Consider the following 24,238-nt stretch of genomic DNA (forward strand, 5'->3'; position numbering starts at 1 on the left):
TCACAGTCCGGACTTCGGGGTGCGGACGAGGATACGGCGGCAGTTCTCGCAGCGGACCACCGCGTCGGGGGCGGCGGCGCGCACCTCGTTGAGCTCGGTGATGTTCAGCTCGAGGCGGCAGCCCTCGCAGTGGCGCTGGTAGAGGCGGGCGGCGCCGATGCCGCCCTGCTGCTCGCGCAGCTTCTCGTAGAGCTTCAGCAGGTCGGCCGGGACGGCGGCGGCGACCTCGGCGCGCTCGGCGCGGACCGCGCCCGACTCGGCCTCGATCTCGGCGAGCGCCGCGTCGCGCCGGGCGGCGGTCTCGGCGGCCTTGGCCTCCAACTCCTCGACCTTCACCGCCAGTTCCTTGGCGCGGGCGCCCGCGGTCTCCTGGCGTTCCATGATGTCGAGGACGATGGTCTCCAGGTCGTCCTGGCGCCTGGCGAGCGACGCGATCTCGCTCTGGAGGCTCTCCAGGTCCTTGGGGTTGGTCACCAGGCCCGACTCGAGGCGCTGCTGGTCGCGCGCGGCGCGCTGGCGGACCTGGTCGACGTCCTGTTCGGCCTTGGCCTGCTCGCGCGCGGTGTCGCTCTCCTCGGTGCGCGCCGCGACCAGCAGGTCGCGCCGCTGGGCGACGTCGCTCTCCAGCGCGCGCGCCTCGGCGTGCTCGGGCAGGGTGTCGCGCCGGTGCGCGAGCTGGGTCAGCCGGACGTCCAGGGCCTGGACGTCGAGCAGACGGATCTGGTCGGCGGGCGCGGCGTTCAGTTGGGGGCTCCTTGAATGACTCACGGGGCAGGGTGACTGACTCGCGGTGAGGGGGACGGCTGATGGAGGATCCAGGGGTCGGTGACCCGGTGGGACACCTGGGTGCGCAGGCCCCAGCCCCGGCGTTCGGACACGGCGTCGAGCTGGGCGGCGGCCTGCTGGCACCAGGGCCACTCGGTGGCCCAGTGGGCGGCGTCGAGCAGGGCGACCGGCGCGTGCTCGCGCGCCTCGGAGGCGGGGTGGTGGCGCAGGTCGGCGGTGAGGTAGGCGTCGGCGCCCGCCGCGCGTACCTCGGCGAACAGACTGTCGCCCGCGCCCCCGCTGACCGCGACGGTGCGCACCGGGCGGTCGGGGTCGCCGGAGGCGCGGACGCCCTGGGCGGTGGCGGGCAGCCGGGCGGCGGCGTGCTCGGCGAACGCGGCCAGCGTCATCGGCCGGTCGAGCGCGCACAGCCTGCCCAGGCCCCTGCGGCCCTCGCGGTCGGCGGGGTCGGGGGCCAGGGGCCCGGTGACGCGCAGGTCGAGGGCGGCGGCGAGGGCGTCGGAGACGCCGGGGTCGGCGATGTCGGCGTTGGTGTGGGCGACATGGAGGGCCACGCCGTTGGTGATCAGGGTGTGCACAACGCGGCCCTTGAACGTGTCGGCCGCGACGGTCGATGTGCCGCGCAGGTAGAGGGGGTGGTGGGTGACGAGGAGGTCGGCGCCGACGGCCACCGCCTCGTCGGCGATCTCCCGCACGGGGTCGACGGCGAACAACACCCTGGAGACCTCGGCGTCCGGGTCGCCGCACACCGTGCCGACCGCGTCCCAGTCCTGCGCCCACGCGCGGGGCCATAGGGTGTCGAGCGCGGAGATCACGTCGGAGAGTACGGGCACGGGCCCAGGCTACCTGTCCCGCCGGGCCCGGCCGGGGGCACGGGCCGCGACCGGGCCAGGGCCGGACCCGGAACGGGCCCGGAACGGACCCGGCGCCGGGGCGAGATGGCCGGGGGTGGCCCGGGGGAAGGCCAGGGGATGCACAGCCGACCCCGGTTGATCTTGTGATTCCGGCAACGGTCACCCTTATGCATGAAGCCGCGCAAGGCGAGTTGTTCGGCTGGCAGTGCGAAACCTAGCGTCCTCCCCGGAGGTGAGCGACATGACGGCCCGACCGGCGTTACTGCCCACGCCCCTGACCATCGCGGCCGGAGGGGCCTACGCGGCCCGGCTGGTCGCCGGATACGGCGACGGCGGCTGGTGTCCTGAGCGTTGGACGCTCGACGGCCCCGAGCCGTACACCGTCCAGCTGCCCGGCGGCCAGCCCGAGGAGGCCGGGAGCAGACTCCAGCCGCTCGCGGACGGGCGGGTGCTGATCGCCCGCCGCGCGGACGGGCGTTACCACTTCTCGCTGCTCTATCCCTCGGGGCCCGACACGGGGGAGCTGCCGCTCGGCGCGGTGGAGTCCGACGGGCTCACGCTGCTGCCGCCGGCGCCCGACGGGGCGCGCGTGTACGCGCTCGCGCCGCAGGGCGAGGACGCCTCGGCGGGGCGGCCCGCGGGGACGGCGCTGTGGATGGTGTGCGGGGGGACGTTCGGCCCCGAGTTGGTGACCGTGCTGGCCGGGGAGTGCTCGGGCGGCGCGTGGCTCGACGCGGAGGGGCGGCTGCTCGCGCTCGACCGCACGGACGCGACGGGCCAGACGCGCGCCGTGACGGTGGACGTGGAGCACGGCGGCGAGCCGACCGAGCTGCTGCGGATCTCCGAGGACAGCAACGACAGGCTGCTGCTCGCCGACCCCGACAGCGGGCTGCTGCTGGTGAGTTCGGACGCGCCTGGCACCGAGCGGATCGGGTGGGGCGTGCTCGGCAGCCACCGGCCGGTGCGCTTCCCCGAGGCGCTGCACCCCGAGGGCGGGGTGCGGGTGACGCCGTTCGCCGCGCAGCCGGGGCAGATGCTGCTGCCGGAGCGGTGCGCGGTGGCGCTGCGGATGACGACGCCCGAGGCGGAGTGGGTGGCGGTGTGGCGGCCGCAGCAGCGGGAGCTCGTCCATCTGCCGGTGCCGGAGGGGTGGTTGGCGGGCGCGGGCCGGTGGACGGCGGACGGGCAGCTGCTGTTGCCCTATGTGTCGGCGTCGACGCCGTGCGGGCTGGCCCGGCTGAACGTGCCGGATCCGCCGGAGGCGGCGGGCGCGGCGACGGGAGCGGCGGGGCCCGCGGCCCCGGAGAAGCCCGGAGCGCCGGGAACGCCCGGAGCGCCGGAAACGCCGGAAGCGGCACCGGAGTCGGCCGCGCCACCGTCCGAGCCGGGGTCGGGGTCGGAGGGGGCGCCCGAGGGGGCAGGAACGGAGGCCGCCGCGCCGGCGCGCACCCCCGCGCCCGGCCCCGAGACGCACCCCAGGCAGCACCCCGAGCCCGAGGACCTGCCGCCCGCCGTGGCCAAGCCCGTTCCGCTCCAGCAGGCGCCGTTGGCCCGGCTCGGCTGAGAGCGACCCGGCCGACACCCCGGCGCACACCCGTTCGTACGCATGGTGCAGCATGGGCGAGAGCCGGAGACAGGCCGGGGACCAGGCCCGAAGGGCCCGAGGGGGATGTGTGGCGAAGGACGTCTTCAAGGCGTTTCTGGCCGCGAAGGGCTTCATGCCGCCCGACGAGGGGCGCGCCCTCCACGCGGCGGCGGTCGAGGCCGCCGCCTCCCTCGGCCTGCCGCTGCTCGAGATCGGCAGCTACTGCGGCCGTTCGACGCTGCTGCTCGCCGACGCCGCCCGCGCCGCGGGCACCGTCGCGGTCACCGTGGACCACCACAGGGGCAGTGAGGAGCAGCAGCCGGGGCAGGAGTTCCACGACCGTGACCTCGCCGACCCCGCGGCGCCGGGGCGGATAGACACCCTGCCGTTCCTCCGGCGCACGCTGGCCGACGCCCATCTCGAGGAGCATGTGATCGCGGTGGTCGGCCGTTCCGCGCGGGCCGCCGCGGCGCTCGGCGGGGGCGGCGGGGGGCGGTTCGGGCTCGTCTTCATCGACGGCGGCCACACCGACGCCCACGCCACCGCCGACTTCGAGAGCTGGTCCCCCCAACTGGCCGAGGGCGGGCTGCTGGTGATCCACGACGTCTTCCCCGACCCCGCCGACGGCGGGCAGGCGCCCTACCGGGTGTGGCGGCGGGCGCTCGACGAGGGCGCGTTCGCCGAGGTGTCGGCGCATGGCTCGTTGCGTGTGCTCCGGCGCGTGAACGGGCGCTCGCCGTAAGGGGGCAGAGCCGCGGCCGAAGGTCACAGCAGGATCACAAGCGTGTCGCTCGGGGAACAGTAAGCCCCATCCCCCGGCTCGGCTCTCGACTTCATCCGTACGATGGGCCCGCCGGTACCTGACCAGACCATGACGACGAGAACGACGAAGGATCTGAAGTGAACAACCGCTCGCTCTCCCGAGGCGACGGAGTAGTGCTCGTCGCAGCGCTCCTGCTCTTGATCGCCTCCTTCCTGGACGCCCGCTCGGCCGATGCGTACGGAGGCGGTGAGCAGGGCTGGAGCGGCTGGTCGGCCGACTGGTTCCCGATCCTCCCCTCCGTGTTCCTCGCGGGGATCCTGGGGGCCGCGGCGATCGTCGGCGCCCGCTTCCTGCCGCAGCCGCAGCGCGAGTTCCTCGGCCTGCGCGTGGACCAGTGGGGCATCGCCCTCTCGGTCACATCCGCGTGGGCCGGTTTCTGGACCCTGATCGGCGGCCCCGACGGGGTCGACGCCGGCGTGGGGATCATCCTCGGCTTCATCGCCAGCCTGGCCCTGGCCGGTGCCGCCGCGGCGACGCCGGTGGTGCCCGCCCTCCAGGCCCCGCTCACCGGCGCGCCGAAGCCCGCCGGTTACGGCCAGCAGCAGCCCTACGGCGGCCAGCCGGGCTACGGGTACCCGGGCGCCGGCACGCCGCAGTACGGCCAGCCGGGGCAGCCGGGCGTGCCCGGTCAGCCGCAGCCGGGCCAGCCCGGCGCGGCCGCGGGCGCCAACGTCGCGCACCAGCCGACGCAGGCCGTTCCGTCGGTGGGCGGCGGCGCCGACCCGAACTTCCAGCCGTTCTGGTTCGCGGTCCCGGCGGCCCGCCCGCTGTACGGGGAGGACGGCTCGCCGACCCCCGTGGCCGAGCTGGCCCCCGGCACCTGGTACCTGGCCGTCGAGCAGCGGGGGCAGTCCCTCGTCGCGCAGACGCAGGACGGCCGCCGCGGCGTTCTCCAGGACACCTCGGGCATCCAGCGCGGCTGAGCGCTCCCTCCCCTCGTGACGGCGGTGGCCCCGCCCGGCCTTCTCCGGACCGGGCGGGGCCACCGCCGTTGGTGCGCGCGGCCCTCAGCGGCAGCAGTCGGGCTCGAGGCCAGGCGGCAGGCCCGTTCCGCCGAACACGGTGCGCGTGGGCCCGTGTCCGGTGAGGGCGGCGACGGCGAGGAGCACGGCGCCCGCCGTCCACGTGGTGCGCTCCGCAGGCCAGATCGCGTCGTCGGCGTAGACGTAGCCCGTCCAGTACAGGCCGTCGGGGGCGCGGAGATGGCCCATCCAGCGCAGCATCTCGGCCGCGCGCTCCGGCGCGCCGGCCACCCAGAGCGCCAGGGCGAGCTCGGCGCTCTCGCCGCCCGTGACCCAGGGGTTGGTGGAGACGCAGCGGGCGCCGAGCCCAGGCACCACGAACTCGTCCCAGCGCGCGGCCAGTCGGGCCGCCGCCTCGGGCCCGGTGACCGCGCCGGAGAGCACCGGGTAGTACCAGTCCATGGAGTAGCCGGACTTGTCGAGGAAACGCTCAGGGTGGCGGCGCACGGCGTGCGCGAGGCGCCCGGCTGCCAGCTCCCAGTCGGGCTGGGGCTCGCCCGCGAGCTCGGCGAGCGCCAGCGCGCAGCGCAGCGCGTGGTAGCCCGAGGCGGAGCCGGTGAGCAGCGCGTCGGGCACCGCGGTGCCGTCGGGGTCGCGGCGCCAGCCGAGCTGCCCGCCGTCGCGTTGCAGCGCGAGCACGAACTCCGTCGCGGCGCGCACGACCGGCCACATGCGGCGGCGGAACGCCTCGTCCCCGGTGGCCAGGTAGTGGTGGAGAACGCCGACGGCGGGGTAGGCGCAGAAGTTGCTCTCGGCGGCCAGGTCGGTGGGGCGGGCGGCGTCGCCATCGGCGTAGGCGGCGTGCCATGAGCCGTCGGCGTTCTGGTGGTGGGCCAGCCAGTCGTAGGCGGCGGCGGCGCGTTCGTGCTCGCCCGCGGTGTCGAGGGCCATCGCGGCCTCGACATGGTCCCAGGGGTCGAGGTGGTGCCCGGCGAACCACGGTATGGCGCCGTCGGGGCGCTGCACCGCCGCGATGCCCGCGGCGGTGGCGGCGGTCTCGGCGGCGGTGAGCACGCCGGGGAGCGCGGGGCTGCCGCGCCGCTCGGTGCCGCCGGTCACGCGCGCCCCGCGTCGGGCTCGGCGGTGCGCGGCTCGGGCGTGCGGGGCTCCGGCGTGCGGGGCTTGGTGGCGTAGGCGACGAAGCTCTTGCCGAGCAGGGGATTGAGGGCGCGTTCGGCGGCGCGCGTGGCCAGCGGGCGCTTCATCAGGTCCCACACCAGCAGCTTGTGGTAGGCGCGGACGGGCAGGGCCGTGTCGTTGTCCACGCCGATCGCGCACTTGAGCCACCAGTAGGGGGCGTGCAGGGCGTGCGCGTGATGCGTGCCGTAGGGGCGCAGCCCCGCGCCGCGCAGCCTGGCGAGCAGCTCGTCGGCGCGGTAGATGCGGATGTGGCCGCCCTCGACCCTGTGGTAGGCGTCGGACAGCGCCCAGCAGACGCGTTCGGGCCCGTGGCGCGGGACGGTCACGGCGATCCGGCCGCCGGGGCGCAGGACGCGGACGGCCTCGGCGAGCAGGCCCTTGTCGTCGGGGATGTGCTCCATGACCTCGGAGACGATGAGCGCGTCGAAGGTGTCGTCGGGGAACGGCAGCGCGAGGGCGTCGCCGACCAGCGCGCGGGCGCTCGCGGTGGGCGGCGCCTCGCCCGCCTCTCTCATGGCCGCCAACCAGCCGGCCGTCGTGGCGACTTCCTCCGGGTCGCGGTCCAGGGCGACGACATGGGCGCCGCGCCGGTAGCACTCGAACGCGTGCCGCCCGGCGCCGCAGCCCAGGTCGAGGACGCGGTCCCCCGGGGCGAGGGGGAAGCGGGTGAAGTCCACGGTCAGCACGTGGTCGGCTCCTTACGGCGGTGCGATGTGGTGCGTGGCGGTGCGGGGGGCGCGTGGGGTGGGGCGCGGGGCGTTCAGGGGGCGCGGCGGCGTGCCCGGGCGGCGTGCGCGGCGCGTTCGGCGCGGTAGTGCTCGACGGTGGCCAACGCGGCGCGTTGCCAGGTGAAGCGCGCGGACACGCGTTCGCGCCCCGCCGCGGCGATGCGGGCGCTCAGCGCGTCGTCGGCCAGCAGCCTGCCGAGCGCGGCGGCCAACGCGCCGGAGTCGCCCGGCGGAACGGCCAGGCATGTCTCGCCGTCGACCCCGCTGACCTCGGGGATCGCGCCGCCCGTGGTGGCGACCAGCGGGGTGCCAGCGGCCATCGCCTCGGCGGCGGGCAGGCAGAAGCCCTCGTACAGCGAGGGCACGCACGCGACATGGGCGCCGCGGACCAGCTCGGCCAGCTCGGCGTCGCTGATGCCCTTGACGAACTCCACGGCGCCGCCGAGCCCGAAGCGGTCGAGCGCCTCGGCGACGGGGCCACGCTCGGGGCGGTCGCCCACGACGACGAGATGGGCGCCCGGGTGCTCGGTGCGGAGCTTGGCCAGCGCCTCGACGAGATGGATCAGGCCCTTGAGCGGCGCGTCCGCGCTCGACGTGGTGACGATGCGCCCTGGGACGCGCGGGGTCGCGGGGTCCGGGTGGAAGACGCGGGTGTCGGCGCCGATGGGGACGACGTGGACGCGGTCGGGGCGCACGGCGAAGTCGTCGATGATCTCGCGGCGCGAGGCGCCCGAGACGGTCAGCACGGAGGGCAGGCGGCGCGCGACGCGGCCCTGCATGCGCGTGAAGCCGTACCAACGCCGCAGCGACGCACGGCGCTTGGCGCTCCCGGCCGCGGCCAGCTCGAGCCTGCGGTCCACGGTGATCGGGTGGTGGATCGTGGTGACGAGCGGCAGGCCGAGGCGGCGCAGCGCCAACAGGCCGTAGCCCAGCGTCTGGTTGTCGTGGACGACGTCGAACGCCGCGCGCCGCGCGGCCAGCGCGCGCCGGGCGCGCAGCGAGAACGTCAGCGGCTCGGGGAAGCCGCCGGTCCACATCGTCCCGACCTCGAGCACGTCGATCCAGTCGCGGAACTCGTCGCGGCGCGGCGTGCGGAACGGGTCGGTCTTGCGGTAGAGGTCGAGACTCGGCAGCTCGGTGAACGGAACGCCGTCGTCGAGGACCGGGTAGGGCTGGCCGCCGATGACCTCGACGTCGTGCCCGAGCGCGGCGAGCTCGCGCGAGAGATGCCTGACGTAGACGCCCTGGCCGCCGCAGAAAGGATTGCCCTTGTAGCTCAGGAGCGCGATCCGCAACGGGCGGTCCTCGTCTGCCCCAGCTGCCACTCCTCGCCCCTCCGCCCGTGATTACCCGCGGGTAGTGCCGCGGCTCCCGACGATAACGCGCTCTTCGGCGGCGGGAATACGATGACTCAGGTGATTATCACCACGCCCCACAGCGCGTAAACTGCACCTCGTTTCAGCGTCGTTTCAGCGTCGGCTCCGGAGCGGCCCATGACCGAGCGGCAGCGGGCCCGCAGGCGGCGCATCCTGGACGCCAGCACCGAGTTGGCCGCCGCGGGCGGCTTCGACGCCGTGCAGATGCGGGACGTCGCCGAGTCGGCCGAGGTGGCCATCGGCACCCTCTACCGCTACTTCCCCTCCAAGATCCATCTGCTGCTCGCCGTCCTGGACGACCAGTTGGAACGGTTGCGCGCGACACTCAGGGAGCGCCCGCTCACCGAACGCGACCCCGCCGAGCGCCTGGCGCACACGCTCAAGCGGGCGTTCCGTTCACACCAGCGCGAACCCCGGCTCGCGCAGGCCATGATGCGCGCCCTCCAGCTGGCGGACGCCTCGGCGCGCGAGGAGTTCAGGGCGGTCACCCGGCTGACCACGGCGCTGCTCGTGGAGGCGTCGGGGCTGCCAGAGGCGGAGGCCGCGCGCCGGCTGAGCGCGATCCGGGTCATCGCGCACACGTGGCACTCGTCGTTGCTGTACTGGGTCTCGGGCAACGCCACGCTCGCCGAGGCCCACGAGGACATCGAAACCGCCTGCCGACTGCTCGCCGGGGACGCTGCGCCGATAGAGTGACCGGCATCAGTTCATCCGAGGACGGGAGAAGCCGGTGCGAATCCGGCGCTGACCCGCAACCGTGAGTGGGCCCGCCGGGCCCGCGCAGCCGGAGCGCCCGCCCGTGGAGCGCACTGGCCATCGGCCGCCACATCGGCGGTCGGCACCGTCGAGGAGTACGGCGCTGCGCCCGGTGCCCCGCAGCGCGTCGCGCGCCGTGGTGGTCAGCCGTGCGGGCGGACCAGCACAGCGAAAGGCAATCCCGTGTCCCCCTTCCCGCTCCCGCGTCGGCGCCGCAGCGCCGCGGCGCAGGGCCGCGCCACCACCGTCGCGACCGCCGCCGCGGCGGCCATCGCGGCCGCCCTGCTGACGGCCGCGACCCCAGGCTCGGCGGCGGGCGCGCCCGCGCCGATCGCTCCCGCGCCCGTTCTCCCGGCGTACGCGCCCGCGCACGCGCCGGGATCCGCGCCGGCGCAGACGGCCGATCCGCACGAGGCCCTGTTCGGCGAGGGCGACCCGCAGAACGACGCGGTGTGGCGGCAGTCGTTCGCGCTGCTCGGCCAGGACGCGGCCGGTTACACCCCGGCCGCCGAGGCCGTCGACTGGCTGCTGGCCCAGCAGTGCGAGGACGGCTCGTTCCTCTCGTTCAGGCCCGACCCCGAGGCGCCGTGCGACGACGTGACCGCGGCCGACTCCAACGCGACGTCCGCCGCCGCGCAGGCGCTGGCCGCGCTCGGCGGCCACGACGAGGCGGTGGGCCGCGCGGTGCGCTGGCTCGCCGGGGTGCAGAACGAGGACGGCGGCTGGAGCTACAACCCAGGCGCCGCGTCCGACGCCAACTCCACGGCGCTGGCCATCGGCGCGTTCACCGCGGCGGGCGAGGACCCGGCGGAGACGCGGCGCGACGGGAGCTCGCCGTTCGACGCGCTCGCCTCGTGGCAGCTCGGCTGCGACGCGGCGAACGAGGACGAGCGCGGCGCGTTCGCGTGGCAGCCCGACCAGGAGAGCGGGGAGCTGTTCGCCAGCGACCTCGCGACGGCGGACGCGGTGCTCGCGTCCTACGGCGCCGGGCTGCTCGTCGACCCCGCGGACGAGGGCGCGGGGGCGCCCACGCCGCTGGACTGCGGCGGCGAGGGCGAGGGGGAGACCGAGGGCGGGGACGCGGGCGACGGCCCGACGGAGGAGACGCCAGGGGAGGCGACGGAGGGCGCGACCGAGGAGGCCGAGCCCGAGCCGTCCCCCGAGCGCGCGTCGGCGTCCGCGGGCGCCGCCCACCTGGCGGACGCGCTCTCCTCGGGCAACCAGCACCTGGTCTCCACGCCCCCCGGCGGCGAGGAGCAGCCCGACTACATGGCGACCGCGCGCACCGTGCTCGCGCTCGCGGCGGGCGGCCACGAGGAGGAGTGGCGGGGCGCGTTCAACTGGCTCGCCGACAACCACCACTCCTGGACCGGCTGGTCGGACAGCCCCACCGCGGTGGGCACCCTGATGCTGGTCGCCCGGGTCGCCGACGTCGACGTCCGCGACTTCGGCGGCAACGACCTGCTGTCCACGCTCGACGCCCTGGGCCCCGCCCCCGAGGAGGGCCCGGGCGTGGCGACCGACGCCGCGGGGGAGGACGACGACTCGGGCTCGGGCGGCGGCGCGCTGCTGTGGATGCTCGGCGTCGGGCTCGCGATCGGCGTGGCCATCGGCGTGTGGCTGAGCTTCAGGCGCCGGCGCGCGCAGGGAACGCCCCGGCCATGAGGCGCCACCCGTGGACGCGGACGGCCGTCGCGGGGGCGCTCACGGCCGGGTTCGCGCTGGCGCTCGCGCTCCCCACGGCGCAGGCCGCCACGCCCCGGGCCGCCCCCACGGCCCCCGGGACCCCCGGCGCCCTCGCCGCCCCCGCCGATGAGGAGCGGGGCGGCTATGTCTACTGGTCGTTCTGGCTCTGGGACGCCGATGAGGCCCGGTGGGTCTACGCGACCGAGGGCCCGGGCACGCGGCGGCCCGACGACGGGGACGTGCTGGGCTTCCGTTTCACGGAGAGCGCGAGCCCTTCGGACGTGGAACAGCCGCGCGACCCCGGCGACTTCGCCGCGACATGCGGCGCCGTTAACGGCGGCGACGCCCCCGAGGGCGAACGCGTCGCGCTGGTCATCGACTTCGGCACCACCGATGCGGCGCCCCCCGGCGTGACCCCGCCCGAGCCGCGCGCCGAGTGCGCCCCCCTGCCGGACGGCGGCACCGCGGCCGAGGCGCTGGCCGCGACCGCCGAGCCGCTGCGTTACAACGCGGACGCCCTGCTGTGCGCCATCGCCGGCTACCCCGAGACGGGCTGCGCCGACCGCCTGCCCGCCGGGGACGGAGCGGACGCGGCGGCGGCCGACGAGGGCGAAGGGGCGGACGGCGGGGGCGGCGGCACCCTCGCGTGGGTCGCGGGCGTCGGCCTGGTCGCCCTGCTCGGCGGCGCGGCGTGGGCGCGCGCCAGGCGACGGCGGGCGTGAGCCGCGCGCCGTGGCGCGCGCCGGTGGCCACCCGGAGCAACGCCCTGCACGCCGGCGCGTGGTGGCTGTGGGCGCTGGGGCTCGCCACCGCCGCCTCCCGCACGACCAACCCCCTGCTGCTCGCCCTGATCGTGGCCGTCGCGGGCTATGTCGTCGCCGCGCGCCGCACGGACGCGCCCTGGGCGCACGCCTTCCGCTTCTTCCTGGCCCTCGGCGCCCTGGTGGTCGCGGTCCGGGTGCTCTTCGCGATCGTGCTCGGCTCCCCGATCGGCGGCACCACGGTGCTGTTCACGCTGCCCGAGGTGCCGCTGCCCGACTGGGCTCAGGGGGTGCGCGTCGGGGGCCGGGTCACGGGCGAGGCGGTGGTGTTCGCGTTCAACGACGGGCTGCGCCTCGCCACCCTGCTGATCTGCCTGGGCGCGGCCAACGCCCTGGCCGATCCGGCCCGGCTGCTCAAGTCCCTGCCGGGCGCGCTCTACGAGGTGGGCGTGGCCGTCGTGGTGGCCATGACGTTCGCGCCCCGGCTGGTCGCCGATCTGCTGAGGACCCGGGACGCGCGGCGGCTGCGCGGCAGGAGCGACCGGGGGGCGCGGGCGATCGTGGGGGTCGCGCGGCCCGTGCTCGAGGGCGCGTTGGAGCGTTCGGTGGCGCTCGCCGCCGCCATGGACGCCCGGGGCTATGGGCGCACGGCCCACGTGCCGCCCGGCGTGCGGCGCGCGACCACGGCGCTCACGCTGGGCGGCCTGCTCGGCGTGTGCGCCGGCTCGTACGGGCTGCTCGCCGCCGAGGGCGCCGCCCTCGGCGTTCCCCTGCTGCTGATCGGCCTCGTGGCGGCGCTCGCCGGGCTGTGGCTCGGCGGCAGGCGCAGCGCGCGGACGCGCTACCGGCCCGACCGGTGGGGGGCGCGGGCGTGGCTCGTTTCGGGCGCGGGGGCGGCCGTCGCGGCGCTCATGGCCTGGGCGGCGGCCGACCACGCCGCGGCGCTCCAGCCGCCCGTCGTCCCGCTGGCCGCGCCCGAGCTGCCGGTGCTCCCGGCGGCGGCCGTGCTGCTCGGGCTGCTGCCCGCCGTGGTCGCCCCGCGCCCGCGCGACCCGGCGCGCCCGACCGCGCCCGTGTCCACGCCCGCGCCCCCGCCCCCGCCCGCGCCGCCGACCGTGCCCTCCCCGAGGAGCCCCGCGTGATCCGTTTCTCCCAGGTCTCGATCCGCTACGCGGACGGCGCCGCGCCCGTGCTCGGGCCCGTGGACCTCACCGTTCCCGAGGGCGAGCTGTGCCTGGTCGTGGGCGCGTCGGGCACCGGGAAGTCCACGCTGCTCGGCGCGGTCTCGGGCCTTGTGCCGCACTTCACCGGCGGCACGCTCACCGGGCGCGTCACCGTCGCGGGGCGCGACACCCGCACCCACAGGCCGCGCGAACTGGCCGACGTGGTCGGCACAGTGGGCCAGGACCCGCTGGGTCACTTCGTCACCGACACGGTCGAGGACGAGCTGGCCTACGGCATGGAGTCGCTCGGCCTGCCGCCCGCCACGATGCGCCGCCGGGTCGAGGAGACGCTCGACCTGCTCGGCCTGGCCGAGCTGCGCGACCGGCCGCTGGCCACGCTGTCGGGCGGTCAGCAGCAACGCGTCGCCATCGGCTCGGTCCTCACCCCGCACCCGCGCGTCCTGGTGCTCGACGAGCCGACGTCCGCGCTCGACCCGGCCGCCGCCGAGGAGGTCCTGGCCGTGCTCCAGCGGCTGGTGCACGACCTGGGCACCACCGTGCTGATGGCCGAGCACCGCCTGGAGCGGGTCGTGCACCACGCCGATCGCATCCTGCTGCTGCCCGGCGGGGGCGCGCCGCCGGTCCTGGGCGCGCCGGCCGCGGTCATGGCGCGCTCCCCCGTGCACCCGCCCGTGGTGGGGCTCGGGCGACTGGCGGGCTGGGACCCGTTGCCGCTCTCCGTGCGGGACGCCAGGCGCAGGGCCGCGCCCCTGCGCGACCGGCTCGGCGCCCGCCCGCCGGCGGATGCGCCCGGGGTGGACGCCCCCGTGCGCGCCCCCCTGCTGACCGTGCGCGGGCTCACGGTCCACCGGGGCAGGGTCGAGGTGCTGCGGAACGTCTCGCTCGCCGTGGCGCCGGGCGAGACGGTGGCGCTGATGGGCCGCAACGGCGCGGGCAAGTCGACGTTGCTGCGCACCCTGGTCGGCATGCACGCGCCGGCGCGCGGCTCGGTCGAACTCGCGCCCCCCGCGGGGGAGGTGGGCGGCGCGCCCGCCGCTCCGCACCGGACCGAGCCCAAGGAGCTGCTGCGCCGGGTGGGGCTCGTGCCGCAGGACCCGCGTGACCTGCTGTTCGCGGAGACGGTCGCACAGGAGTGCGCGGCGGCGGACGGCGATGCGGGGGCGGCGCGAGGGACATGCCGCGCGCTGGTCGCGCGCCTGCTGCCGGGGATCAGCCCCGAGGCGCACCCGAGGGACCTGTCGGAGGGCCAGCGGCTCGCCCTCGCGCTGGCGGTGATCCTGGCCGCGGCGCCGCCCGTGCTGCTGCTCGACGAGCCGACCCGCGGCCTCGACTACGCGGCCAAGGCGCGGCTCGCCGAGGTGCTCGCCGGGCTTGCGGCGGCGGGCCACTGCGCGGTGCTCGCCACGCACGACGTCGAGTTGGCGGCCGAGGTGGCGGACCGGACGGTCGTGCTCGCGGACGGCGAGGTGGTGGCCGACGGCCCGACGGGCGAGGTGGTCACGGCGTCCCCTTCGTTCGCGCCACAGGTGGCCAAGGTGCTCGCGCCGGGGCGGTGGCTGACGGTGCGGCAGGTGGCGGGGGCGCTGCGGCCCGCGACGGGCGGCGCGAGGTGAGCGCGCCGGAGCGGCGGGCGCGGCCGATCCGCCTCGGGAAGCGCTCGGCCGCGGCCCTGGCGCTGGTCTCCGCGGTCGGGGTGGTGGCGTTCGGCTGGCCGCTGCTCGCGAGCTCGACCTCGGGCCTCGCGCACTCGTCCGACGCGCCCTGGCTGTTCGCGCTGCTGCTGCCGCTGCTGCTCGCGGTGGTGGTGGCGACCATCGCCGACTCGGGCCTCGACGCCAAGGCGGTGGCGATGCTCGGCGTGCTCGCGGCCGCGGGCGCGGCGCTGCGGCCGCTGGGGGCGGGAACGGCGGGGTTGCAGCCGATGTTCTTCCTGATGGTCCTCGCGGGGCGGGTGCTCGGCCCCGGGTTCGGGTTCGTGCTCGGCGGGGTGACGATGTTCGCGTCGGCGCTGCTGACCGGGGGCGTGGGGCCCTGGATGCCGTTCCAGATGCTGGCGCTCGGCTGGGTCACGATGGGCGCGGGCCTGCTGCCGGGGGCGCACGCGCTGCGCGGGCGCGGGGAGTTGGCGCTGCTCGCGGGGTACGGGGTGGTGTCGTCCCTCGGCTACGGCCTGGTGATGAACCTCCAGGGCTGGCCGTACATCGCGGGGATGAGCAGCGGCATCTCGTTCGTGCCGGGGGATCCGCCCGGCGAGAACCTGACCCGTTACCTCGCCTATGTGCTGACGACCTCGCTGGGCTGGGACATCCCCAGGGCGCTGCTGACGGCGGGGCTCATCCTGGGGTGCGGGGGGAGCGTGCTGCGCGCCCTGCGCCGGGCCACGCGCCGGGCCGCGTTCGCCGCGCCGGCGCGCTTCGAGTGAACGGGCGCGTGCGTCAGGGCTCGGTGGTGCGTTCTTCCAGCGCGCGCCGGGTGTTGGCGCCGTAGACGCCCACGGGGTCGCCCGCCACGCCCACGGCGGACTGGAAGCGCCGCACGGCCTCGACGGTGCGGTCGTCGTAGACGCCGGTCACCTCGCCGGTGTAGGCCCAGCCGAGCTGGAGCAGCCGCTCCTGGAGCTCGGCCACCTCGGGGCCGCTGTCGCCCGCGGACAGCACCGGCGTCTCCTCCTCGGGCGGCGGGTCCGAGGGGTCGGGATCGGGATCGGACGGCTCGGGCGTCTCCGGGGGGTCCGGCGGGTCGCTCGGCTCGGCGGGCGGGTCCGAGGGGGAGGGCGGCGGGGGCGTGGGCTGCCACTCGGACGGGTCGGGCTCCGGCTCCTCCGCCGCGGGCGGGGGCGGCGGGGGGTCGGGCGTGGGCGAGGGCGTCGGGGCGGTCGGCCCCCTGGGGCGCTCGGGCTCGTCCGTCGCGCCCCCCGCGTCGCGGCCCTCGCGCGGCTCGTCGCCGTGACGCTCCATGTCGCCGTCCCGGTCGGGGCTCGTGCTGCCGCCGTCGGGGAGCGCGAGGCTCGGCCCGTTCTCGTTGCGTTCGAGCGCCTCGTCGGTGCGGGGGCCGCCGCCGAGCAGCGAGGCGGCCAGGGCGGTGCAGCCCATGACGGCGGCGACGGCGCCGCTCGCCGCGGCGGCGATCCGGGTGCGCGAACGGGGCTTGCGATGCGCTCCCGGGGCGCGGAACGTCCCGTACACGCCGGCGTCCGACGGCTCGACCAGCATCGGCTGGAACTGCGGCGCGGAGCCCGGCACGGGCCAGGAGGGCGGGACGCCGGGACGTGCGGCCCTGGGGGGCGGCGGCTCGAGCGGGAAGAGCGCCACATCGGCGGGGTCGGGGCCGTGCTGCGGGGGATTGACGGGGCGGGACAGCGAGTGCGTGAGGCAGTCGCAGTCCGGATCGCCGTTCGGCAACGCCGCGCGCCCGCAGACCAGACAGTCGGGCTGGCCGGTCATCGCGCCTCCCTCCCCGTCGACTGGTCGTGATTATGCACCACCCGAACGGGTGACGGAGGGCACTCACCCAACAAGCCGGTCAGGGCGCATAACGCCAAAATTGCGTCAGGAAAGCACTAAATAACAACGAGGAGGGTGCGGATGACGGCAGAGTCCGCAACGGCCGCGCCTTCCAGGGGCGCCCTGTGGCTGTCGTTGAGCGCGTTGCTCCTCGGGATGTTCCTCGCGGCACTTGACCAGACGATCGTCGCCACCGCGCTGCCCACCATCGTCAGCGACCTGGGCGGCCTCGACCATCTCTCGTGGGTGGTCACGGCCTATCTGCTGGCCTCGACGGCGGGCACTCCGCTGTGGGGCAAGCTCGGCGATCAGTACGGCCGAAAAAAGCTCTTCCAGACGGCCATTGTGATCTTTCTGATCGGTTCCGCGCTCTGCGGAGTCGCCCAGAACATGCCCGAACTGATCGGTTTCCGCTTCCTCCAGGGCCTGGGCGGCGGCGGGCTGATCGTGCTGTCGATGGCGATCGTCGGCGACCTGGTGCCCCCGCGCGAACGCGGCCGCTACCAGGGCCTCTTCGGCGCGGTCTTCGGCGCCACCAGCGTGCTCGGCCCGCTGCTCGGCGGCCTGTTCGTGGACCACCTCAGCTGGCGCTGGGTCTTCTACGTCAACCTGCCGGTCGGCGCGGTCGCCCTGGCCGTGATCGCCGCCGTCCTGCACCTTCCAGGGCGCCCCCGCCGCCACCGGATCGACTACGCGGGAACGCTCCTGGTGGCCGCCGTCGCCGGGGCCCTCGTGGTGATCGCCTCGCTCGGCGGCACGACGTGGGCCTGGGACTCCTGGCAGGTCATCGGCCTGGCCGTGCTCGCGGCCTGCGGCCTCGTGGCCTTCGTGCGGGTCGAGCGGCGGGCCGCCGAGCCGGTGCTGCCGCTCGCCCTCTTCCGGATCCGCACGTTCACGCTGTGCTGCGCGATCGCCTTCGTCGTCGGCTTCGCGATGTTCGGCGGGATGACCTATCTGCCGACGTTCCTCCAGGTCGTGCACGGCATCTCGCCCACCCTCTCCGGCGTCCACCTGCTGCCGATGGTGTTCGGGCTGCTGCTGGCCTCCACCGGCTCGGGCCAGCTGATCAGCCGCACCGGGCGGTGGAAGGTCTTTCCCGTCCTTGGCACGGCCGTGACCGCGATCGGTCTGTTCCTGCTGCACAACCTGGACGAGAACAGTGGCGATCTGGACATGGGCCTGTCGTTCGCGGTCTTCGGCCTGGGCATCGGCATGGTCCTCCAGGTGCTGGTCCTGGCCGTGCAGAACGCCGTGGACTACGGGGACCTCGGCGTGGCCACCTCGGGCGTGACGTTCTTCCGCTCGATCGGCGCGGCCTTCGGCGTGGCCGTGCTCGGCACGGTCTTCACCACGCGCCTCGAGCACCGGCTGACGACCGAACTGCGCGGGGTGCCGCTGCCGCGCGGGGTGAGCGTCGACTCGCTGCTGAGCGACCCTCGCGGCATCGGCGCCCTTCCCGACCGGATCAGACATCGCGTGATCACCTCCTACTCGGACGGGATCACCGATGTCTTCCTCTATGCCATCCCGGTGGTGGTTCTCGCCCACGCACTGGCCTGGCCGCTGCGCGAGGACCCCCTGCGCGGCAGCGTCCAGGCGCCCGACGTCAGCGAGACCGTGCCGCCCAACCCCGTCCAGCGCTCGTCGCGCGACGAGTGCGCCCGCGCGCTGTCCGTCCTCGCCACCAGGTCGGGGCGGCGCGACCTCTACGCCGGGATCGCGAGGGCCGCCGACCAGGACCTCTCCCCCGCCGCCTGCTGGCTGCTGCTGCGCATCGAGCGCGACGACGCCACCGGCGAGCGCACCGAGGCACCACGCGACGTCGTCGACGCCGCCACCGGGGAGCTGCGCGAGCGCTCCCTCGCCACGTGCGTGAGCGGCGTCCTGACCGCCACGGACGAGGGCCACCGGGTCGCCGACCGCCTCGCCGAGGCGCGCGAAGAGGCCCTGGCGCGGCTGCTCGGCGACTGGTGGGGCCCCGACCGCCCCCGCGACCTCACCCGCCTCGTGCACGTCCTCGGCGCGGAGCTCGGCGGCTCCGAGGCCGACCGCCCCCACGCGTGAACGCGCGCCGAACGCCGCGCGACCGTTGGACGAAGGGGGTGGCGGAGCAAGGGCCTCGTTTTGTATCGTGAGCGAACAAAGTGGTTCCGCCCGTTTCCCCGACCGGCCGGGCGGGACCACTGGCTCGCCCACGGACCTCACCCCGCCCGCCGCGCACCCCCAGGGAGCACCGCCCCATGCCGAACCTCACCCTGAAGGCCCGCGCCCTGCTCCTCGACATGGACGGCACCTTGGTGAACTCCGACGCCGTGGTCGAACGCGTCTGGCGCGCCTGGGCGGAGAGCCACGGCATCGACCCCGCCCGGGTCTTCGCGATCATGCACGGGCGGCAGGGGCACGCCACGATGGCCGCGCTGCTGCCCGACCGCCCTGGCCATGTCAACCACGAGGAGAACGCCGGGCTGCTGGCCCAGGAGACCGCCGACGTGGCGGGCGTGGTGGCCATCCCCGGCGCCCCCGCGTTCCTCGAAGCCGCCCGGCGCGTGCCGCACGCCCTGGTCACCTCGGCCGATCTCGCGCTCGCCACCGCGCGCATGGGCGCCGCGGGACTGGCGATGCCCGACGTCCTCATCACCGCCGAGTCGGTCAGCGCGAGCAAGCCCGATCCCGAGGGATTCCTCAAGGGCGCCGCCGAGTTGGGCGCCGATCCGGCCGACTGCGTGGTCTTCGAGGACTCGGCCGCCGGGATCGCCGCCGCCCGCGCCGCCGGGATGCGGGTCGTGGGCATCGGGGCGCGCGCCGCCGGGCTCGAGCCCACCGCGCACGCCGCAACGCTGGAACAGGTGACCCTCACGCCGGAGCCCGACGGCACCGCGCGCCTGACCATCACCCCCTGAGGACCAGGGGCCACCACGTGAGGACCGGGGCGGGCGCCCCCGCGCTCAGCCCCGGATCGCGCGGACGAGGCTGATCGCGGCGAGCACCAGCATCACGACCGCCGCCACCCTGCTGATCAGCCGCAGCGGCACCCGTTGGACCAACGCCCTGCCGCCCAGCACCGCCACGCCCGCGACCGTCCACAGCGCGAGCACCGCGCCGACCCCGACGGCCAGCGGATCGTGGTACCTGGCGGCCAGGTTGGCGGTGAGGATCTGCGACAGATCGCCGAACTCCGCCACCAGGACCAGCGTGAACCCCCCGCCCGCGCCCCGGCGGAACGACCGGCTCCCCGGCTCGCGCTCCGGCGCGGACTCCCCCTCCGCGCGCCCCTCCGCACCCCGCGACTGCCGCAGCAACAGCAGCGCCCCCACGACGAACAGCACCGCCACCACCGCCTCGAGCGGCCGCCGCGGCAGCAGCCGCAGCAGGCTGCCCGCCGCGACCGCCACGCAGACGTGCACCAGGAACGCGGCCGCGACGCCGGCGAAGACGTAGGCCGCCCGGTACCTGGTCGCCAGGACCAGGCTCGCGAGCGCCGTCTTGTCGGGCAGCTCGGACAGGGCGATGACGCCGAACGAGACGGCGGCGACGGTCAGGCTGGACACCGGCGGGGTCAGGCCGTCGCCGATGCCCCCTGGAACGGCACCGAGAAGCAGGCCACCCGCCCGCCCGCGTCACCCGGCGCGTGCCCGTCGTGCCCGTGCGACGTGCCCCGTTCGTGCAGCACCACCGAGGCCGCCTCGCCCGCCCTGAACACCCACTCCTGCTCGGCCCGCGCCCGGCCCGTGCCCGATGAGTCGGCGGTCAGGTCGAGCCACACCTCGTTCTCCGGCGTCACCACGTCGGGGACGTTCCGGTAGTGCCCGAGGGCCGCGGCCGGGTCGGCGCCGCACGGCGCGAGGTGCACATGCGTGCCGTAGGTGCGCCCGGGGACCAGCCCGTCGACCGTCACCTGGACCGACATCGCGCCGCCGATGACCCGCTGGTGCACCATGATCTCCGCGCCCTCGGGCACCAGCTGCGGGTCGTACGTCAGCGCCGGCGCCTGCCGCTCGGCCGCCGGGTCCACCGGCACGAACCGCCCCGTCTCGAACACCCCCGTGATCATCGGGGCGTTCGCCTCCGCGGTCCCGACCGTCGCCCCCGCGAGAGAGATCGCGGCGGCCATCGCCGCCGCACCCGTCACCAGCGTCCTCATCCCAGCTCCTTGCCTTGTCCCCGAGGTTCGTCCTCGAGGTTCCTGCTGTGCTGAATCACCCTGCCGGGGGCCGACGGTGAGACCGCCACCACACGCACCCATGTGCACCCGGCCGGGGCGCCAGGCGTACGCTGTACGGAGGAACCGTCGGGACGCAACAGCACGTCGTAGAACACGTCACCTTCGGACAAGGCCGGACAGAGGCCGGACGCGTGGCGCGGCCACGCGGTGCGAGTGACCGTGACGGGCGACAGCGCAGGGGAATCGGGGAGACCGTGCAGGAGACCTTGGGGATACTGCTGTACGCCCCGTGGATCTACGTCATCGTGGCGGCGTCCATCCTGCTCGACGTCTTCGTCCCCCTGCTGCCCAGCGGCGCCCTCGTGGTGACCGCCGCGACCGTGGCCGCGGGCACCGCCGCCGACGTGGCGGGGCTGCCGACGCCCGACGCCGACCCGCCGCTCCCCCAGCTGTTCCTGCTCGTCGTGTGCGCCACCACGGCCTCGGTCGTCGGCGACCTCCTCGCCTACCGGCTCGCCCTGCGCGGCGGCCGGAGGTTCGGCAGCGCCATCTCGCGCTCGCGCCGCCTCACCGCCGCCCACCAGCGGCTCGAGGTCGCCCTCACGCGCGGCGGCGGCCCGTTGGTCGTGCTGGCCCGCTTCGCCCCCGCGGGGCGCGCGGTCGTCAGCCTGGGCGCTGGCGTGTCACGGCGCAGGGCGCGGGAGTTCCTGCCGTGGTCGGCGCTCGCCGCGGTCGTCTGGACCGGGTACAGCGTCGGGCTCGGCTATCTCGGCGGCCAGCTCCTGGGCGCCAGCTGGATCGCCACGGGGCTTTCCCTGCTCGCCCTGCTCGCGGCGGGTTTCATCGCCGTCCGCCTGCTGCGCCCCGCGCAGGACGGCGGCCCCGCGCCCCAGGCGCCCGCCGCGAACTGACCCGGCGAACCGGCCCGACGAACCAGCCCCGAAGAACTGGCCTGAAGCGAACGGCGCGTTCTCACACCCCCGCGCCCCCCGGCGCCACCACGCGCCCGACGCCCCCGAACCAGCAGACGTCCTCGCGCGGGGGGCGTTCGTCCGCGGGGGCGGTGGGGCGCCACTCGGAGACCATGTCGATGCCGGGCTCGACCAGCTCGAGCCCCTCGAAGAACCGCTCGAAGCACGCCCGGTCACGGATCGTCAGCGGAACGCCGTGCGCGCGGTACGCGGCCTGGAGCGAGCGCGCCGTCTCGGGCAGCAGGTCGGACGCCGCGTGCGACAGGACGACGTGGCTGCCGGGGGCGGCGACGTCGCGGAAGGTCCGCACGACGCCCTCGGGGTCGTGCTCGTCGTCGATGAAGTGCAGCACCGCGACCGCGAGGACGCCGATCGGCCGGGTCAGGTCGAGCAACGCCGCCGTCCTCGGGTGCTCGATGATGTCCCGCGGCCTGCGGATGTCGCAGCGGATCACGGCCGTCCGCTCGTCCTGCGCGAGCATGGCGCCGCCGAAGGCCAGCACGATGGGGTCGTTGTCCACGTAGAGGACGCGCGAGCGGGGCTCGATGCCCTGGGCGATCTGATGGACGTTCAACGCCGTGGGCATCCCCGAGCCCAGGTCGATGAACTGGCGGATCCCCGCCTCCCGCACCAGATACCGGACCGCGCGCCCCAGGAAGGCTCGGTTCTCCTCGGCCGCGGTGCGCAGCTTGGGGAAGATCGCGAGGGCCTTCTCGGCCGCCTCGCCGTCGGCCGCGTAGTGATCGCGGCCGCCGAGTAAGTAGTCGTACATTCGGGCCGCGTGCGGTCGATCCGTCCGCGGGCCCACTCGTGTGTCGCCGTCCAAGGCGCTTCACCCCCGCAGCTACGCGACAGTCGAAGGACAGTGCGACCGCTCCCCCGAGGCGGCCACGCCCTGCCGGGGCGGAAGCGCGGGCCGCGAGGGACGGAGAGGTGGGTGCAGACGGGGTCGAACCGCCGACATCCGCCTTGTAAGGGCGGCGCTCTACCGCTGAGCTATGCACCCCCGGAGCCGCCGCACAGCCTACACGTCGGGGCCCCGCCGCCCCAGGCCGCACGGTCCCCCCGCGCAGCGCTGTGGCCGGTGGGACAATGGTCAGCGACTCACATGGCCCATCCACGGCGGGGAGAAGGACACGTGACAGCGAGCGGCGGGACCCGCTGGTGGGGTCGGGGGCGCGTGGAGGACCTGCGGGCCAGGGCACAGGAGGCGAAGGACGCCGCGGCGGCGGCGTTCTACGAGCTCGACACCGCCCAGCGCGACCTGCGGATCACCGTCGAGACGATCACCGCGGCCGACGAGGGCGCCGAGGCGACGCGGGCCGCCGCCGACTTCGCGGCGTTCGGCGAGCGCATCGACCGGGTCAGCCAGGACTACATCACCGCGATGGACGCCCACGACCTGGACAGCCAGGCCCTGGACTCCGGCGGCGCCTCGCGCGCCCAGCAGGGGCTGCTCGCGGCGCGCGACGAGCTGGAGCGCGTGCGCGGGGACCTCGAGCGCTTCGGCCAGCGCCTGGCTCCCCTGCTGGAGCGGGCCGAGTCCCAGCTGGCCCAGGTGGCGCCCGCCGTCGAACGCGCCCGGCACGCGCTCCGGAGCGCGACGGAGGCGCTCGATCGGGCGCGCGGCGCGGGCCTGCGCGCCGACGACCTGGCGGCGTCGCTCGCGGGGCTCGGGCCCGAGCTGCGCAAGCTCAACGAGGGCGCGGGCCAGCACGGCATCAAGGCGACGATCCGCAGGGCCGAGGACGTGCGGCGGCAGGCCGAGGCGATCGCGGCGGACGCGGACCGGCTGCCGCGGCGGGCGGCGGAGATCGACCGGCGGCTGCGCAGCCTGCGCACGCGCGCGGAGGCGATCACCACGCGGGCCGGGCAGGTGGAGCCGGTGCTGAGCGAGCTGCGCCGCCGGTTCAGCGTGGCGTGCTGGCAGGACCTCCAGCGGGTGCCCGAGCAGGCGGCCGATTCGGTGCGGCGGGCCGAGGCGACGCTCGCGGAGGCGCGGCGGGCGCGCGAGGAGCAGCGCTTCGCCGCCGCCACGGCCCGGCTGACCTCGGTGCACGAGCTGCTCGGGCGCACCGACGAGGCCGTCTCCGAGGCCGGGGAGCGGCTGCGGCGGCTCAACGCCGTGTCGTTCGACCCGCGCAAGGAGATCGACCGGACGCGCTTCGTCATCAGGGACGCGCAGCGGCTGGCGATGGCGGGCCGGTCCATCCCCGAGGCGCGGCACGCGCGCCCGCTCGACGCGGCCGTCGCGCGCCTGGAGCGTGCGGTGGCCGACCTGGAGAGCGGCGGGCGGAACCCCGACTACTGGCTGTTCCTCAACGAGACCGAGGCGGTGCGGACCATGGTCGCCGCGGTGGTGGAGGAGATCCGCGCCGGGCGCTGACGGCGCGCGCCCCGCTCGCGCCCCGCTCGCGCCCGGCGCGCACCACGGGCGTTATGCACCGCTTCGCGCGGGTACGCGGGGGGCATGGCTGCGATTCATGGCACGGATCCGGAGGGCGAGCCCCGCCTTCCCCACACCGGCCCCCGGTCGCTGCTGCGGCGCGTGCGGCTGGACGACCACCTGCCGGTGGACAAGCGGCTGGCCCGGTTCTACCGGATCACCGCGGGCCTGATGGGGGCGGCGCTCTTCGTCTTCGGGGTCCTCGGGCTGACCGTGGGCGGCGCGGGCGACGCCACGGTGGCGGGTTTGTCCACCAACGCCCCGCTCGACTGGCTGTCGATCGGCGTCGGCGCGCTGCTGTTCGCGGGGATGTTCCTCGACGGGAACACCGCGTCCACGCTCAACCTCACGCTCGGCGTGCTCTTCGTGCTCAGCGGCTTCGTCAACCTGGTGGTGCTCGAGCGGACGGCCAACATCCTCAACTTCCAGCTCCAGAACGTCATCTTCAGCTTCGT

The 24,238-nt window shown here is 75.8% G+C and carries 22 protein-coding genes, 1 tRNA gene and 1 pseudogene; 14 read left to right on the forward strand and 10 right to left on the reverse strand.

All coding sequences use genetic code 11. The annotated features are described in order from the left end of the window. Window positions 1-744, reverse strand: a complete 744-nt coding sequence (locus D7318_RS06295; RefSeq protein ID WP_183091287.1) for a zinc ribbon domain-containing protein — start codon at window positions 742-744, stop codon at window positions 1-3. Window positions 745-764: 20 nt separating this feature from the next. Then, window positions 765-1,619 carry a Nif3-like dinuclear metal center hexameric protein gene (locus D7318_RS06300; protein ID WP_120695867.1) on the reverse strand — a complete coding sequence of 285 codons (855 nt, stop codon included), beginning with the start codon at window positions 1,617-1,619 and terminating at the stop codon, window positions 765-767. A 262-nt stretch (window positions 1,620-1,881) separates the two neighbouring features. Between D7318_RS06300 and D7318_RS06305 the strand changes: the two genes are divergently transcribed. The 3 genes from D7318_RS06305 (at window position 1,882) to D7318_RS06315 (ending at window position 4,971) form a co-directional block, all read left to right on the forward strand. Then, window positions 1,882-3,204: a hypothetical protein gene (locus tag D7318_RS06305; RefSeq protein WP_120695868.1), complete on the forward strand. Its 1,323-nt coding sequence runs from the start codon at window positions 1,882-1,884 to the stop codon at window positions 3,202-3,204. A gap of 154 nt (window positions 3,205-3,358) precedes the next feature. Continuing rightward, window positions 3,359-3,967: a class I SAM-dependent methyltransferase gene (locus tag D7318_RS06310; protein WP_230423485.1), complete on the forward strand. Its 609-nt coding sequence runs from the start codon at window positions 3,359-3,361 to the stop codon at window positions 3,965-3,967. 158 nt (window positions 3,968-4,125) lie between these two features. Continuing rightward, a complete protein-coding gene (locus tag D7318_RS06315) occupies window positions 4,126-4,971 on the forward strand; it encodes a hypothetical protein (protein ID WP_120695870.1) in 846 nt (281 codons plus the stop codon). 84 nt (window positions 4,972-5,055) lie between these two features. Here D7318_RS06315 and D7318_RS06320 read toward each other — a convergent pair whose 3' ends face one another. From D7318_RS06320 to D7318_RS06330, 3 genes are all read right to left on the reverse strand, one after another. Then, complete coding sequence (locus D7318_RS06320) at window positions 5,056-6,129, reverse strand: prenyltransferase/squalene oxidase repeat-containing protein (RefSeq protein WP_120695871.1); 1,074 nt, start codon at window positions 6,127-6,129, stop codon at window positions 5,056-5,058. Then, window positions 6,126-6,896, reverse strand: coding sequence for a class I SAM-dependent methyltransferase (locus D7318_RS06325; protein WP_120695872.1), 771 nt, complete (start codon window positions 6,894-6,896; stop codon window positions 6,126-6,128). The genes D7318_RS06320 and D7318_RS06325 overlap by 4 nt, the downstream gene beginning before the upstream one ends. Before the next feature lie 74 nt (window positions 6,897-6,970). Next, the gene (locus tag D7318_RS06330; RefSeq protein ID WP_120695873.1) at window positions 6,971-8,263 is read right to left on the reverse strand and encodes a glycosyltransferase family 4 protein; all 1,293 of its coding nucleotides are present in this window, start codon (window positions 8,261-8,263) and stop codon (window positions 6,971-6,973) included. Window positions 8,264-8,431: 168 nt separating this feature from the next. On the opposite strand from D7318_RS06330, the gene D7318_RS06335 reads away from it, so the two are divergent. The 6 genes from D7318_RS06335 to D7318_RS06355 all read left to right on the forward strand — a co-directional run bounded on the left by D7318_RS06335 (window position 8,432) and on the right by D7318_RS06355 (window position 15,123). Beyond that, window positions 8,432-9,010: a TetR family transcriptional regulator gene (locus tag D7318_RS06335; RefSeq protein WP_120695874.1), complete on the forward strand. Its 579-nt coding sequence runs from the start codon at window positions 8,432-8,434 to the stop codon at window positions 9,008-9,010. Between the two features lie 243 nt (window positions 9,011-9,253). Next, on the forward strand, window positions 9,254-10,735 hold the full coding sequence (locus tag D7318_RS06340; protein ID WP_230423434.1) for a prenyltransferase/squalene oxidase repeat-containing protein: 1,482 nt from the start codon (window positions 9,254-9,256) through the stop codon (window positions 10,733-10,735). Beyond that, window positions 10,732-11,478: an SCO2322 family protein gene (locus D7318_RS32685; protein WP_183091277.1), complete on the forward strand. Its 747-nt coding sequence runs from the start codon at window positions 10,732-10,734 to the stop codon at window positions 11,476-11,478. The genes D7318_RS06340 and D7318_RS32685 overlap by 4 nt, the downstream gene beginning before the upstream one ends. After that, window positions 11,475-12,659 carry an energy-coupling factor transporter transmembrane component T gene (locus D7318_RS06345; protein ID WP_183091276.1) on the forward strand — a complete coding sequence of 395 codons (1,185 nt, stop codon included), beginning with the start codon at window positions 11,475-11,477 and terminating at the stop codon, window positions 12,657-12,659. The genes D7318_RS32685 and D7318_RS06345 overlap by 4 nt, the downstream gene beginning before the upstream one ends. Continuing rightward, window positions 12,656-14,314 (forward strand): ABC transporter ATP-binding protein, encoded by a 1,659-nt coding sequence (locus tag D7318_RS06350; RefSeq protein ID WP_120695876.1) that lies wholly within the window; start codon window positions 12,656-12,658, stop codon window positions 14,312-14,314. The genes D7318_RS06345 and D7318_RS06350 overlap by 4 nt, the downstream gene beginning before the upstream one ends. Beyond that, the gene (locus D7318_RS06355) at window positions 14,311-15,123 is read left to right on the forward strand and encodes an ECF transporter S component (protein WP_120695877.1); all 813 of its coding nucleotides are present in this window, start codon (window positions 14,311-14,313) and stop codon (window positions 15,121-15,123) included. The genes D7318_RS06350 and D7318_RS06355 overlap by 4 nt, the downstream gene beginning before the upstream one ends. Window positions 15,124-15,136: 13 nt before the next feature. Here D7318_RS06355 and D7318_RS34550 read toward each other — a convergent pair whose 3' ends face one another. Next, the gene (locus D7318_RS34550) at window positions 15,137-16,144 is read right to left on the reverse strand and encodes a peptidoglycan-binding domain-containing protein (protein WP_120695878.1); all 1,008 of its coding nucleotides are present in this window, start codon (window positions 16,142-16,144) and stop codon (window positions 15,137-15,139) included. Between the two features lie 141 nt (window positions 16,145-16,285). Here D7318_RS34550 and D7318_RS06365 point away from each other — a divergent pair, with 141 nt between their 5' ends. After that, window positions 16,286-18,268, forward strand: a complete 1,983-nt coding sequence (locus D7318_RS06365) for an MDR family MFS transporter (RefSeq protein WP_120695879.1) — start codon at window positions 16,286-16,288, stop codon at window positions 18,266-18,268. A gap of 176 nt (window positions 18,269-18,444) precedes the next feature. Next, the gene (locus D7318_RS06370; protein ID WP_120695880.1) at window positions 18,445-19,104 is read left to right on the forward strand and encodes an HAD-IA family hydrolase; all 660 of its coding nucleotides are present in this window, start codon (window positions 18,445-18,447) and stop codon (window positions 19,102-19,104) included. A gap of 45 nt (window positions 19,105-19,149) precedes the next feature. Here the strand turns inward: D7318_RS06370 and D7318_RS06375 are convergent, their stop codons facing one another. Then, entirely contained in the window at window positions 19,150-19,752 is a 603-nt protein-coding gene (locus D7318_RS06375) for a TMEM165/GDT1 family protein (RefSeq protein WP_120695881.1), read from the reverse strand. An 8-nt stretch (window positions 19,753-19,760) separates the two neighbouring features. After that, a complete protein-coding gene (locus tag D7318_RS06380; RefSeq protein WP_230423436.1) occupies window positions 19,761-20,345 on the reverse strand; it encodes a superoxide dismutase family protein in 585 nt (194 codons plus the stop codon). A gap of 275 nt (window positions 20,346-20,620) precedes the next feature. Here D7318_RS06380 and D7318_RS06385 point away from each other — a divergent pair, with 275 nt between their 5' ends. Continuing rightward, window positions 20,621-21,277 carry a DedA family protein gene (locus D7318_RS06385; RefSeq protein WP_120695882.1) on the forward strand — a complete coding sequence of 219 codons (657 nt, stop codon included), beginning with the start codon at window positions 20,621-20,623 and terminating at the stop codon, window positions 21,275-21,277. A 61-nt stretch (window positions 21,278-21,338) separates the two neighbouring features. On the opposite strand, the gene D7318_RS06390 is transcribed toward D7318_RS06385, so the two are convergent. Both D7318_RS06390 and D7318_RS06395 read right to left on the reverse strand, forming a co-directional pair. Beyond that, complete coding sequence (locus D7318_RS06390) at window positions 21,339-22,145, reverse strand: SAM-dependent methyltransferase (protein WP_268987331.1); 807 nt, start codon at window positions 22,143-22,145, stop codon at window positions 21,339-21,341. 126 nt (window positions 22,146-22,271) lie between these two features. Then, window positions 22,272-22,343 (reverse strand) — tRNA-Val (locus D7318_RS06395). Between the two features lie 132 nt (window positions 22,344-22,475). Here D7318_RS06395 and D7318_RS06400 point away from each other — a divergent pair. Further along, window positions 22,476-23,723: a hypothetical protein gene (locus D7318_RS06400; RefSeq protein ID WP_147437631.1), complete on the forward strand. Its 1,248-nt coding sequence runs from the start codon at window positions 22,476-22,478 to the stop codon at window positions 23,721-23,723. 231 nt (window positions 23,724-23,954) lie between these two features. Beyond that, window positions 23,955-24,209 (forward strand): annotated as a pseudogene (locus D7318_RS33710) (DUF4383 domain-containing protein); the annotation flags it as partial. Window positions 24,210-24,238 lie beyond the last annotated feature (29 nt).

Origin of the sequence: Streptomyces radicis (assembly GCF_003626575.1) — a bacterium.
GTDB lineage: Bacteria > Actinomycetota > Actinomycetes > Streptomycetales > Streptomycetaceae > Streptomyces > Streptomyces radicis.